The sequence below is a fragment of the Alcanivorax sp. REN37 genome (assembly GCF_041102775.1).
Classification (GTDB): Bacteria; Pseudomonadota; Gammaproteobacteria; order Pseudomonadales; family Alcanivoracaceae; genus Isoalcanivorax; species Isoalcanivorax beigongshangi.
On sequence record NZ_JBGCUO010000001.1, the window covers coordinates 259,926 to 272,698 of the forward strand.

At 63.4% G+C, this 12,773-nt stretch carries 14 protein-coding genes; 8 read left to right on the forward strand and 6 right to left on the reverse strand.

Features of this window, described 5'->3' with window-relative positions:
* Window positions 1-8: 8 nt before the first annotated feature.
* Window positions 9-401: an acyl-CoA thioesterase gene (locus AB5I84_RS01135; RefSeq protein WP_369453992.1), complete on the reverse strand. Its 393-nt coding sequence runs from the start codon at window positions 399-401 to the stop codon at window positions 9-11.
* A gap of 422 nt (window positions 402-823) precedes the next feature.
* Between AB5I84_RS01135 and AB5I84_RS01140 the strand changes: the two genes are divergently transcribed.
* The 5 genes from AB5I84_RS01140 (at window position 824) to phoU (ending at window position 6,266) form a co-directional block, all read left to right on the forward strand.
* Window positions 824-1,813, forward strand: a complete 990-nt coding sequence (locus AB5I84_RS01140; protein ID WP_369453993.1) for a substrate-binding domain-containing protein — start codon at window positions 824-826, stop codon at window positions 1,811-1,813.
* 147 nt (window positions 1,814-1,960) lie between these two features.
* A complete protein-coding gene (gene pstC / locus AB5I84_RS01145; RefSeq protein ID WP_369453994.1) occupies window positions 1,961-3,334 on the forward strand; it encodes a phosphate ABC transporter permease subunit PstC in 1,374 nt (457 codons plus the stop codon).
* Entirely contained in the window at window positions 3,334-4,698 is a 1,365-nt protein-coding gene (gene pstA / locus AB5I84_RS01150) for a phosphate ABC transporter permease PstA (RefSeq protein WP_369453995.1), read from the forward strand. Before pstC ends, pstA begins: the two co-directional genes overlap by 1 nt.
* 2 nt (window positions 4,699-4,700) lie before the next feature.
* Entirely contained in the window at window positions 4,701-5,516 is an 816-nt protein-coding gene (pstB, locus tag AB5I84_RS01155; RefSeq protein ID WP_439650174.1) for a phosphate ABC transporter ATP-binding protein PstB, read from the forward strand.
* A gap of 27 nt (window positions 5,517-5,543) precedes the next feature.
* Window positions 5,544-6,266 carry a phosphate signaling complex protein PhoU gene (phoU, locus tag AB5I84_RS01160; RefSeq protein WP_369453996.1) on the forward strand — a complete coding sequence of 241 codons (723 nt, stop codon included), beginning with the start codon at window positions 5,544-5,546 and terminating at the stop codon, window positions 6,264-6,266.
* Window positions 6,267-6,319: 53 nt separating this feature from the next.
* Here the strand turns inward: phoU and AB5I84_RS01165 are convergent, their stop codons facing one another.
* A complete protein-coding gene (locus AB5I84_RS01165) occupies window positions 6,320-6,892 on the reverse strand; it encodes a TMEM165/GDT1 family protein (protein ID WP_369453997.1) in 573 nt (190 codons plus the stop codon).
* A gap of 261 nt (window positions 6,893-7,153) precedes the next feature.
* On the opposite strand from AB5I84_RS01165, the gene AB5I84_RS01170 reads away from it, so the two are divergent.
* Window positions 7,154-7,366, forward strand: a complete 213-nt coding sequence (locus AB5I84_RS01170; protein WP_369453998.1) for a SlyX family protein — start codon at window positions 7,154-7,156, stop codon at window positions 7,364-7,366.
* A 9-nt stretch (window positions 7,367-7,375) separates the two neighbouring features.
* Window positions 7,376-8,629: an MFS transporter gene (locus AB5I84_RS01175; protein ID WP_369453999.1), complete on the forward strand. Its 1,254-nt coding sequence runs from the start codon at window positions 7,376-7,378 to the stop codon at window positions 8,627-8,629.
* Window positions 8,630-8,645: 16 nt separating this feature from the next.
* Here AB5I84_RS01175 and phoR read toward each other — a convergent pair whose 3' ends face one another.
* The 4 genes from phoR to AB5I84_RS01195 form a co-directional block, all read right to left on the reverse strand.
* Window positions 8,646-9,962 (reverse strand): phosphate regulon sensor histidine kinase PhoR, encoded by a 1,317-nt coding sequence (gene phoR / locus AB5I84_RS01180; RefSeq protein WP_369454000.1) that lies wholly within the window; start codon window positions 9,960-9,962, stop codon window positions 8,646-8,648.
* Window positions 9,963-10,035: 73 nt separating this feature from the next.
* Window positions 10,036-10,740 (reverse strand): phosphate regulon transcriptional regulator PhoB, encoded by a 705-nt coding sequence (gene phoB / locus AB5I84_RS01185; protein ID WP_369454001.1) that lies wholly within the window; start codon window positions 10,738-10,740, stop codon window positions 10,036-10,038.
* Window positions 10,741-10,872: 132 nt separating this feature from the next.
* Window positions 10,873-11,751 (reverse strand): 4-hydroxybenzoate octaprenyltransferase, encoded by an 879-nt coding sequence (gene ubiA, locus AB5I84_RS01190; RefSeq protein ID WP_369454002.1) that lies wholly within the window; start codon window positions 11,749-11,751, stop codon window positions 10,873-10,875.
* 1 nt (window position 11,752) lies between these two features.
* Entirely contained in the window at window positions 11,753-12,316 is a 564-nt protein-coding gene (locus tag AB5I84_RS01195) for a chorismate--pyruvate lyase family protein (protein ID WP_369454003.1), read from the reverse strand.
* Window positions 12,317-12,534: 218 nt separating this feature from the next.
* Between AB5I84_RS01195 and rd the strand changes: the two genes are divergently transcribed.
* Window positions 12,535-12,699, forward strand: a complete 165-nt coding sequence (rd, locus tag AB5I84_RS01200) for a rubredoxin (protein ID WP_369454004.1) — start codon at window positions 12,535-12,537, stop codon at window positions 12,697-12,699.
* Window positions 12,700-12,773 lie beyond the last annotated feature (74 nt).

Consider the following 12,773-nt stretch of genomic DNA (forward strand, 5'->3'; position numbering starts at 1 on the left):
GGCGGAGATCAGACTGCTTGGCGGACGGCGCGGGTGCGGCCGTATTCGTCGATCGCCACGAACGTGAAGATGCCCTCGGTGACCTTGGCCGTCTCACCTTTGCTGCGGATCCACACTTCCACGCGGATGTTCATGGAGCTGCGGCCCACATCCAGCAATTCGGTGTAGCAGGACACCACCGCACCGACCGGCACCGGGCGCAGGAACGCCATGGTGTCGATCGCCACCGTGGCAACCCGGCCAGGGGCGGTCTTGCGGGCGCAAATGGCGCCGGCGAGGTCCATTTGGGATACCAGCCAGCCACCGAAGATGTCGCCATTCCAGTTGGCGTCGGCGGGCATGGCGATGGTCTGCAGTGCCAGTTCGCCTTCCGGCGTCGGCTCTTCGTGATCGTCAGTCATTGTTATGCTCATCGTGCAAAGCGGGTGGGGGCGTGCGCCCAAGCCGCCAGTGTAACGCTGGCGCGCGCAGACTCAATGGTGGCGTGAAAGCAAACCGCTGTCACTGCAACCTTGGCCGTATCAGGTATGGCGGCTGTCACCGGGTTGTCACCGTTTATTGCGCCTTCTGTCACATCAGTGTCACAAAGTGGTCTTAAAGTCGGCCGCGTGTGGGAGAGGGCTGTCCCAGGATCGCCACGGATTTGTCACACCGTTGACACAGTGGCTGCCGACAATCTGCTCACCCTGGGCACAGGGCCCAACGGGGAATCGGCGCCGAGCGCGCCGCCGGATACACGGAAAGATGCCCTGACACACCGATTGCACAAATGAGGACGAACACCATGCGTTTGAATACCCGTCTTGGAGTGGCCCTCGCGGCCGTGAGCCTGACTGCCGTGGCGGCTCCGGCCATGGCCCGTGACACCATCCAGATCGCCGGTTCCTCCACCGTACTGCCGTTCGCCAGCATCGTCGCCGAAGAGTTCGGCAACGCGTTCGCCCAGTTCAAGACCCCGGTGGTCGGCTCCGGTGGTTCCTCCGGCGGCCTGCGCCAGTTCTGCCAAGGTGTGGGTGCCAACACCATCGACATCGCCAACGCGTCCCGCCCGATCAAGTCCGGCGAAGTGGAAAGCTGCAACAAGGCCGGCGTGAAGCAGATCCTGGAAATCCAGGTGGGCTACGACGGCATCGTGTTTGCCTCCCGCGCTGACAAGGGCGCCTTCAAGCTGGAGCCGCGCCACGTATTCGCCGCTGCCGCTGCCAAGGTAGAGAAGGACGGCAAGCTGGTCGCCAACCCGTACACCCGTTGGAACCAGATCGACAGCAGCCTGCCGAACCAGGAAATCATCCTGGTGATCCCGGCCTCCAACCACGGCACCCGTGAAGTGTTCGAGGAAAAAGTGATCCTCGACGGCTGCACCAGCTTCGACACCTTCAAAGCGATGGACAAAGATGCGCAGGGCAAAGCTTGCCTGGGCATGCGCCAGGACGGCCGCGTGATCGAAATCGCCGGTGACTACACCGAAACCCTGGCTCGTCTGCAGGCCCAGTCCGATGCCGTCGGCGTATTCGGTCTGAGCTTCTACGAGCAGAACCGTGACCGCCTGCAAGTGGCCACCATGAACGGTGTGACGCCGTCCCTGGAAACCATCGGCTCCGGTCAGTACCCGGTGTCCCGCCCGCTGTACTTCTACGTTAAGGGTGAGCACATCGGCGTGGTTCCGGGTGTCGAGCAGTATGTGGAATACTTCCTCAGCGACGCGGTGTCCGGTTTCGGCAGCCCGCTGGAAGAAGCAGGCTTGATCCCGATGAACGATCAGGAGCGCGCCAAAGTACTGGCCGACTTCAAAGCACGTAAAGCAGTGAAGTAACACGCTGTCCGGGTTGCCGCTTGATCCGGTAACCTGCCCGAGACCCCCGTACTGTATTCCAGGCGGGGGTCTCTGGTCTGGATGCCCCGGTGGGTGTCTTGGGATTGATGACCTGCCCCGGCAGCGGCCGGAGCGACTGGAGTCAAGATGAGTAACCTGATGCTAATCGTCATCGTGCTGGCCGTTATGGCGGTGGCGTACCAGCTGGGATTGACCCGCAGCCGCAAGGTCGCGCGCCAGCAGGGCCAGTCCCTGCATTCCCGGCCGGGGTATTACGGCATGTTGGTGGCGCTGTGGTGTGGTATCCCGGCGTTACTGGTATTTCTGCTTTGGGCCCTGCTCGAACCGATGGTGGTGCGGGCGTTGGTGGTCTCTGAATTGCCGCCGGACATCGCCGGCCTGTCCAGTCAACAACTGGACGTGGTGCTGCGCCGGCTCAACGACATGGCGTCCGGCTTCGGTGTCGCCGGCGAAGTGGCGCCCTGGGAGGCTGCCGCTGCCGAACACCTGGACCGCCTGCGCCGGATCGGTGACTTGGCGCGATTGGCAGTGATGGCGTCGTTGTTGTTGGTGGGCCTGGTCTGGGCTTGGCGCCGCATTGCGCCGCAACTGCGCGCCCGCAACCACGTTGAGCAAGTGGTGCACCTGCTGCTGGTGCTGTGCTCCGGGGTGGCGATCCTGACCACGGTCGGCATTGTGCTGTCGATGCTGGGTGAAGCGATGCGCTTCTTCAGCTTTGTCAGCCCGATGGACTTCTTCTTTGGTACTCAATGGAACCCACGCTTCAGCACCGTCGGCCACGGCGAGGGCGACTTCGGCCTGCTGCCGTTGCTGTGGGGCACGCTGATGGTCAGTGCCATCGCGCTGGCGGTGGCGGTGCCGATTGGCCTGATGACGGCGATCTACATGGCCGAGTACGCACCGAGTTGGTTGCGGGCGGTGGCCAAGCCGATCATCGAAGTGCTGGCCGGGATCCCCACCATTGTCTACGGCGTGTTCGCGCTGATGGTGGTGGGACCGTTCTTCCACAACGTCGGTGACCTGATTGGCGTCGAGATTCGCGCTACGTCGGCACTCACCGCCGGGGTGGTGATGGGCATTATGATCATCCCGTTTGTGTCGTCGCTGTCCGACGACATCATCACCCAGGTGCCGCAGTCACTGCGTGACGGTTCGCTGGGGTTGGGCGCTACGCGCTCCGAGACCATCCGCCAAGTGGTGCTGCCGGCGGCGCTGCCGGGCATCGTTGGTGCCTTCCTGCTGGCGGCCAGCCGGGCGATTGGCGAAACCATGATTGTGGTGCTGGCGGCGGGTAACTCGCCGATCCTGCACGCCAACCCGCTGGAAGCGGTATCCACCGTGACCATCACCATTGTTAATCAGCTCACTGGCGATACCGATTTCGCCAGTCCGCAGTCGCTGGTGGCATTTGCGCTAGGCCTGACGCTGTTCGTGATCACCCTGGCTCTGAACGTGGTGGCGCTCTACATCGTGCGTAAATACCGGGAGCAATACGACTGATGAACACACCCGAGATGCCGCACACCCCGAACAGTCGCGCCCTGCTGCAGGCGCGTATCGAGAAGAACCTGCGTCGCCGCCATGCCCGCGAGAAACTGTTCCGCGGCATGGGGCTGGCGGCGGTCACCGCCGGGCTGGCGTTCGTAGCGCTGCTGTTTGCCAGCATCCTGTCTAAGGGGCTGCCGGCATTCTGGCAATCGACGCTGGTGCTGGATGTCTATTTCGACCCGCAGGTGATTCAGATCGACCCGAAACCGACCCAACAGGCCGGCGAAAGCCCGTCCGAGTTCCGCGAGCGGGAACTGGCTTGGCAGGGGCAGCTGGCGATGGTGAATTGGAACCGACTGCTGGAAGACAGCGTGATCGCGCTGGACCCGGATCTGGGCAGTCAGCGCCGCGACGTGCGCGCGCTGTTCACCAGCGCCGAGCGTTACACCCTGCGTGACCGCATCAAGGACGACCCCGACCTGATCGGCCAGACGGTGCCGATGAAGCTGCTCGCCGACGCCAATATCGATGTCTGGATCCGCGGCAATATCGACCGTTCGCTGCCGGACAGCCAGCAGCAACTGCGGCCGGCGGTGCGCCAGTTGGCGGACCGCCTGCACGAAGAAGGCATCCTGCAGGTGCGCTTCAGCAAGGCGCTGTTCTTCAATACGGACTCGCGCAGTTCGCCGGCCTCCGCCGGTCTGGCCGGTGCCTTCATGGGCTCGCTGTACATGATGATGATCGTGATCTTCGTGGCGGTGCCGGTGGGCGTAGCCAGTGCGGTCTATCTGGAAGAGTTCGCGCCGCAAAACCGCTTCACTGACTTGGTGGAAGTGAACATCAACAACCTGGCGGCGGTACCGTCAATCGTGTTCGGCCTGCTCGGTGCGGCGATCTTCATCAACTGGTTCCACCTGCCATTGTCGGCGCCGCTGGTGGGCGGTCTGGTGCTGTCGCTGATGACGCTGCCGACGGTGATCATCGCTACCCGCGCTTCACTTAAGGCGGTGCCGCCGTCAATTCGGCAGGCGGCGTTGGCGTTGGGTGCTTCCAAGGTGCAGACGGTGTTCCACCAAGTGGTGCCGCTGGCGATTCCGGGCATCCTCACCGGTTCTATTATCGGTGTCGCCCAGGCGCTGGGGGAAACCGCGCCGCTGCTGCTGATCGGCATGAGTGCCTTTGTTGCCAACGTGCCGACTTCACCAATGGACCAATCTACGGCACTGCCGGTACAGGTGTTCCTGTGGCAGGGCAACGAGCTGCGCAACTTCTTTGAAGCGCGCACCTCGGCGGCGATCATCGTGCTGTTGGCGATGATGATCAGCCTCAACGGCCTGGCCATCTGGCTGCGCAAGAAATTCGAGACAAGGTGGTGAACATGAAAGCTGTCGAAGCAACTGCGGCACCGACGCCGGCCGGCGTGGCCGCACCGCAACCGAAAGCCAAGATGAGCGCCCGCGACGTCAAGGTGTACTACGGCGACGTGCAAGCGATCAAAGGCATCGACCTGGAAATCCGCGAGCACGAAGTGATTGCCTTCATTGGCCCGTCTGGCTGCGGCAAATCCACCTTCCTGCGCACCCTCAACCGCATGAACGATACCGTTGAGGGCTGTCGCGTCGAAGGGCTGGTGACGCTGGATGGCCGCGACATCTATGATCCGAGCTTGGACGTGGTGATGCTGCGTGCCCAGGTCGGCATGGTGTTCCAAAAGCCCAACCCGTTCCCGAAATCGATTTACGACAACGTGGCCTACGGCCCACGCCTGCACGGCCTCGCTCGCGGGCGCGGCGACCTCGACGACATCGTTGAGAGCAGCCTGCGCCGCGCGGGCCTGTGGGAAGAAGTGAAGGACCGCTTGGACAAGCCCGGCACCGGTCTGTCCGGTGGTCAGCAGCAGCGCCTGTGCATTGCACGCGCCATTGCGGTGAGCCCGGAAGTGATCTTGATGGACGAGCCGTGCTCGGCGCTGGATCCGATTGCCACCGCCAAGGTCGAGGAGCTGATTGACGAGCTGTCCAGCCAGTACAGCATCGCCATCGTCACCCACTCCATGCAGCAGGCGGCACGGGTGTCTGATCGCACCGCATATTTCCACCTTGGCGAGCTGATCGAGGTCAACGACACTGAGACAGTGTTCACCCGGCCGGATCATGAACTGACCGAGGCCTACATTACCGGCCGGTTCGGCTGAGCCGAGCGGCGATACGAGGAGAACGCCATGGATCGTTTCCACCTTGGGAAACACAGTTCCAGTCAGTTCAACGAAGAAATGGAGTCCATCCACACCAACCTGTTGGAGATGGGCGGGCTGGTGGAGCGCCAGGTTACGGACGCGCTGCAAGCGCTGCTGAATGCGGACACCGCGCTGGCCGACCAGGTGCTGGTCACCGAAGACCGCGTGGACGGTTTCGAGAAGAAGATCGACGAGGAAATCGCCCGCGTGCTGGCGCTGCGGGCGCCAGCGGCGTCCGACCTGCGCATGCTGATCGCGGTGTCCAAATGTGTATCCGACTTGGAGCGCATCGGTGACGAGTCCGCCAAAATCGCCTCCATGGCGCAGCAGTTGGCGCAGGAAGGCGAGTCGCCCAGCGGTTATGTGGAAGTGCGTCACATCGGCAACTACGTGCGCCGCATGTTGCACGAAGCGCTGGATGCATTTGCCCGCTTCGACGCCAACCGCGCGGTGGAAGTGGCGGCGGAAGATGCTCAGGTGGACATCGAATACCGCTCAGCGATGCGCTCGCTGGTGACTTTCATGATGGAAGACCCGCGCTCCATTTCTCGGGTGCTGAACGTGATCTGGACGCTGCGTTCGCTGGAGCGCATCGGCGACCACGCGCGCAACATCTGCGAACAGCTGATCTACCTGGTGAAGGGCAAGGACGTGCGCCACTACACACTGGACCAGATCGAGCAGGAAGTGCGCGGCAGCAACAAGTGATGCCGACAGCACAAAAAAGCCCGCCATCCGGCGGGCTTTTTTGTGGGCGGCCGTTATTGCCAGAGCAGGGACAGCAGCGTGACCACACCCATAGTGACGAACAGTGCCGCCGACAACATGTGAATGCGGCGCTGCCAGACGCCGTTGCTGAGCAGCGCACCGAGCCAGATCACCGGTGCGTTGACCAGCACCATGCCCAGCGTACTGCCGGCCAGCACCCACAGCATGTCAGTGCTGTAACGTGCCGCCAGTGCCACCGTAGCGATCTGGGTCTTGTCACCGATCTCGGCCAAGAAGAACAGCACGAAGGCGGCTACGAATGGGCCCATGCGGCGCTTTTGATCGAGTTCTTCTTCGCCGTCCGGCACCAGCATCCACAGGCCGAGGCCGATGAAACCGATGCCGAGGATCACCGTGAGCCAGAACATCGAGATCAGTCCGGCCAGCCAGCTACCGAACCAGGCCGACAGCCCGTGGTTGATGAGGGTGGCCAAAATGACGCCGGCCAGAATCGCCCAAGGGGCTCGGTAGCGTTGGGCCAGAGCGAATGACAGCAGCTGGGTTTTATCACCGATTTCGCCGATCGCGACCAAGCCGGTGGAGACCAAGAAGGCTTCGAACATCATGGTGGGGTTTCCTGGGGCGGGACCGTACTTCGACACAGGACACTACAGCCCGTCCCGCCACAGGAGGCCGCAGTGTCCCAGGTCTTGCCGGTCCTGTTTCCGTTGCCGGAAACCGGTCCTCACCGCCATGTCGTGTGCGACAAGTATGTTGACGGTGGGCTGCGCGGGGCGGCGCATCGACTACTCCCCCAGAACGGCGCCAAGGGTACGTCAACGTGTTAGAGTCGGCAACCATGCCCGCCGCCGGAGGAACCCGTCCCGATGGACGATGACCGTCTGATCGATCTCGAAACCCGCATTGCCTACCAGGACGACCTCCTGGAGACCCTCAACGACATCGTTGCGTCCCAGCAACAGCAGCTCGATCAGCTGCACAAGATCTGCCACGGACTGCTGGAGCACCTGCACGAGTTGTCGGCGGCGGTGGCCAAAGGGCCGCTGGCCGTCGAACACGAAATCCCGCCGCACTACTGAGCGGCTGCCATGACCTTCGCATCGCCGCCGGCGTCCGGCCGCCTGCATCAGCAGGCCGACTTCGTTCTATTTTTAGTAGCACGTTTGGCAGCGGTGCTGGCCATGCAGATGCAGGCGGTGGTGGTGGCCTGGCAGGTCTACGATCGCACCGGCGATCCGCTGGCGCTGGCTTGGGCCGGTTTGGCGCAGTTCATCCCGATGCTGCTGTTGTTATTGCCGGCCGGCGACCTAGTAGACCGCTACAGCCGTAAACGCCTGATGATGGCCAGTGTGGCGGTGATGGCGCTGTGCAGTGCGTTGCTGCTGTGGGCCAGCCGTGCACCGCTGGCAGCGGTGTACGCAGTGCTGGCGCTGTTTGGGGCGGGCCGTGCGTTCCTGTCGCCGTCCCTGTCGAGCCTGCTGCCGCAGATCGTCCCGCGTGAGCGGCTGCCGCAGGCGATATCGGTCAACGCCATGGTGATGAAATTCGCCACTATCAGTGGGCCGCTGCTGGGTGGGCTGCTCTACGCGGTGAGCGGCGAGGTGGTGTACGCGGTGTGCTGCGCGGCCTTTGTGCTCAGCGTGCTAACGCTGATCCCGCTGCGGGTGCGTTATGCCGAACCACCAGCGGCGGGTGAGAGCCGTGCGGTGCAGCGATTCTTCGCCGGCATCCGTTTCATCCGCACTCGGCCGATTATCCTCGGTGCCATTTCCCTCGACCTGTTCGCGGTGCTGCTGGGCGGCGTGGTGGCGTTGCTGCCGGTGTATGCCAGCGAGGTGTTGGATGTGGGCTCCACCGGTCTTGGCGTGTTGCGCAGCGCGGTGGCGGTGGGGGCGCTGGTAATGGGCCTGTACCTGAGCCTGCGACCGTTGCAGCGCCGGGTCGGGCGCACCATGTTCGTGGCGGTGGCAGTGTTCGGCGTGGCTAATTTGGTGTTCTCGTTGTCGCACTGGTTCTGGCTGTCGGCGGCGATGATGCTACTGGCCGGCGCTGCGGACATGATCAGCGTTAACGTGCGCATGACCTTAATCCAGCTGGCCACCCCGGACGCCATGCGCGGCCGGGTCAACGCCGTGAACATGCTGTTCATTGGCTCGTCCAACGAGCTGGGCGAATTCCGCGCCGGTACCTTTGCGTCGGCGGCTGGCACCGTGACGGCCGCTGTCGGCGGCAGCTTGGCAACGCTGGCGGTGGTGGGGCTGTGGGCAAAGGTGTTCCCGGTGCTGCGCAAAGTGGACCGTTTCGACGACGTCGAAGCCCGCCCGGTGGCCGGCGGTCACTGACAACTGCCGGAACGGCTCAGCCGCCGACGTCCTTGCGCTCTTCGTCACCCACCCGCCAGCGCGGGAAGTGGCAGGTGAAGCAACTGCCTTTGCCGAGCGTGCTCTCAATGTTCAGACGGGCGTTGTGGCGGATCAGCACGTGCTTGACGATCGACAGTCCGAGCCCGGTGCCGCCGGTGTGTGTCACGCGACTGTGGTCGGGACGGTAGAAGCGCTCGGTGAGCCGGGGCAGATGCTGGCGGTCGATGCCGACGCCGTTGTCGAGCACCGAGAAATGCCCGCCCAAGTCGTCCTCCCACCAGCGGATGTCGATGCGCCCTGCCTGCGGCGTGTACTTCACCGCGTTGGTGATCAGGTTACTGAACGCGCTCTGGATCTCGTTATGATCGCCGAGCAGAGTGGCGTCCGGCGCCACTTCCAGCACGATCTGCTGGGCCTTCTCCGGGTGCAATGACAGCGCGTCCTGCTGCAACCGGCGCAGCAGCGGCGCCAGCATGATCTTGTGGTAGTTGTTGTCTGGCTCGGTGCCTTCCAGCCGGGCCAGCAACAGTAGATCTTGGATCAATGCATCCATGCGGTGGCTCTGTTGATCCATTTGCTGCAGCGCGCGGTGCATGCGGGTTTGTTCCGGCGGCAGCGTGTCGATCAGGGTTTCCAGGTAGCCTTTCAACACCGTCAACGGGGTCTTCAATTCGTGGCTGACGTTGGCAACGAAATCCTTGCGCATCTGTTCCAGGTTATGCAGCCGGGTGACATCGCGCACCACCACCAGCCATTCGCCGCCGCCGAAGCGGGTAATGGTGAATTCCAACAGGATGTTGTCGTTGGACGGGGCAGGCAGCGACATCGGATGGTCGAAGTTGCCGGTGTGCAGGTATTCCACCAGCCGCGGATCGCGAATCAGGTTGGTGAGCGGTTGGCGCACATCCTGCGGCGCACGAAAGCCCAGCAGGCGCTCGGCGGCGCGGTTCCAGAACTCCAGCCGACCGCGGCGGTCGACCACGATGATGGCGTCACGGTGGGCGGTGATTGAGCTTTGTGCACGGCCGATCAGCTGCTGTAGGTCGTCGCGGGCGGACATTTCCTTGCGCAGCAGCCGGTAGATGGCGTCAAACAGTTCGCCCCAGGCGCCGGAGCTTTCCGGCGGCTCCCATTGTTCCGGGTAACGCTGGATCCAGCGCACGAAGCGCACGATCTGCCACAAGTTAAGGGCTACATAGCCGATCATGGCCAGTGCCAGCGGCCAGAAGCTGTGGGCGTACCAAGACAGCAACAGACCGATGACGAGGACCAGCGCAATGCGCCGGACTTCGCTGAAGACAGTGAAATTCAAGCCGGTTTCTCCTGCACAGCCAGTGCCGCCCCGGATGGCGACGCCGGCCCGGGGCGTGGGTGCTCAGGGCCGGTCAGACCGGACGTGGCGTCTTGGTGGAAAACCGGTAGCCGGTGCCGCGTACAGTCTGGATGAACCGGTCGAAATTATAAGGCGCCAGTGCCTTGCGCAAGCGGCGAATGTGGACGTCGATGGTGCGATCTTCCACATACACGTTGGCGCCCCACACTTGGTCGAGCAATTGGGTGCGGGAATAGGCGCGCTCCTGGTGGCTCATGAAGAACTCCAGCAGGCGGTATTCGGTGGGGCCCATTTCCACCGGTTCGCCGTTGGCGGTGATGCGGTGGCTGACTGGGTCCAGGCACAAACCCTCGGCGTCGATGGCCTTTTCTGCGCCGCCAACGCTGGAGCGCCGCAGTACGGCCTTGATGCGGGAGATCAACTCGCGGGTGGAAAACGGCTTGGTGATGTAATCATCCGCGCCGACATCCAGCCCTTGGATCTTGTTGTCCTCTTCGCTCTTGGCAGTAAGCATGATGATGGGAATTTCCGCGGTGTTCTCGTCGCGCTTGAGGCGCCGCGCCAGCTCAATGCCGGTCACCGAAGGCAGCATCCAGTCCAGCAGCACCAGCTCGGGGCGGCTGTCCACAATAATGGCATGGGCGGTTTGGGCGTTTTCCGCCTCCAGGACCTCAAAGTCCGCCAACTCCAATGCCACCGCCACCATCTCGCGGATAGCGGGTTCGTCGTCAACGATCAGGATCTTGTGCTTGCTCATGTCATATCGTGTAGGTAGTGGGTTCGATGCCCATTAGATGGCCATTTAATGACAGGAATATGACAGCTGGCCCGGGGCGATAGCGTCAGAATGCGCAATCGCCGCCGGCGGCTCAAGCGCCGCCTCGGGCCGTCAAGCGAGCAGGTAGTGCAACCAGAGGCCGGCAAAGATGGCCGCGCCGACCCACTGGTTGTTGAGGAACGCCTTCAAGCACAGCGCTGGATCGCGGTCGCGGATCAGCCATTGCTGGTAGACGAACAATGCGGCGGACACGGCCAAGCCTAGGTACCAAGGCCAGTCGAACGCCAGTGCCCGGCCCAGCAGCGCCAACGCCACTAGGGCCAGTGCCTGCAACAGGCCGATGATCAAGCGGTCGGCGTCGCCGAACAGAATCGCGGTGCTTTTGATGCCCACTTTGAGGTCGTCTTCACGGTCGCAAATGGCGTATTCGGTATCGAACGCCACCGTCCACAGCAGCTTGGCCACGAACAGCAACCAAGCGGCGGCCGGTACGCTGTTAGTTTCGGCGGCAAAGGCCATCGGGATCGACCAAGCGAAGGCGGCACCGAGAAACAGCTGCGGCAGATGGGTGAAGCGTTTGGTGAAGGGGTACAGCGTGGCCAGCCCCACCGCGCCGAACGACAGCCAGAACGTCAGCGGGTTAAGCAGTAGCAGCAACGAGGCGGACAACGCGATCAGTACGGCGAACAGCGCCAGCGCATCGCGGCCGCGCAGGGCGCCGGTGGCCAGCGGGCGCTGGCAGGTGCGGGCTACGGCGCCATCCCATTTGCGGTCAGCGTAATCATTGATCACACAGCCGGCGGCGCGCATCAGCCAGACGCCGGCGGTGAAGACCAGGATGTTTTTCAGTGAGGGGCTGCCGTTGCCGGCGATCCACAACGCCCACAGCGTTGGCCAGAACACCAGCAGCGCGCCGATCGGCCGCTCCAGGCGCATCAGTTGAATCCACGGCCACAGCGCTGGAAAGCGCGTTTCTATCCAGGCAAACACCTTATTCTCCGTCGGTTTCGGCCAGCACCCGTGTCCACAGTGCGGGCAGGAAAAACTCCGCCACCAAGATCGGTTGGCCGCGCTTGCGGAACAGTGACTCCCGTCCCCACAGCTGCTCGCCGGATTGCGGGTGCGGCAGCCGCTCGCCGTCCACCTCGGTGATCCAGACCGCGTCACGGCTGGCCATGGGCAGGCGGAACAGCTCCCAGCCCAACGAGCGACGCGCCATGTGGCCGAGTACGCGATTGGCGCCGGTGAGCGAGGTCAGCGGCAGCACTGAGCGCGCGTACACCATTGGTTGGTCATCCAGCAGCAGTTCCACTTCGCGGATGCGGGCGTGCTGGCGCGCGGATAGGCCGGCGAAACGGGCTTCGGTGGCGGTGGGGGCGCTGATGCCCTCCTGCAGTAGGCGCACGGCGAAGCGGCCGTGGCGGCGCAGGCGGGCAGTGAGGGAGCCGGTGTCCAGTAACCAGTCACGCACCAGTGGCGGCAGGCGGCGCTGCTGGGCAGGCTGCCAATGAAGCTGCGAGGGCAGAAACGGACTGGGGCGGAACGAGGTCAACATGGGCTCCCGGCGGGCATGGCCGGGCGAACTATGCGGCAGCCTGCAGGGCATGGCAAGCACGGCCAGCCTGACCCTTGCGCCTGCTGCAAGGTGCCACTCCGCCACTGTAACCGTCGGCAGTGTCATTGATTTTTGACGGGGCGGTCGCTAGGTTAGCCGGTCTCTTTTCGGCGCCCACTGGGCCGCCTTTCCACAGGTTACGCGGTTGAGGACAGAACATGAAAAAGTGGGAATGTGTCGTGTGCGGGTTCATCTACGATGAAGCGTTGGGCCTGCCGGACGAAGGCATTGCGCCGGGCACCGCCTGGGATGACATCCCCGATGACTGGGTCTGCCCGGATTGCGGCGTGTCCAAGGATGATTTCGAGATGGTCCAGATCTGACCCTCTCTTGGAAGGCGCCGCGGGCGCCTTCCCTGTTTCAGGGCCGTGAGCGGCCACCCCCAGATTCACAGCGA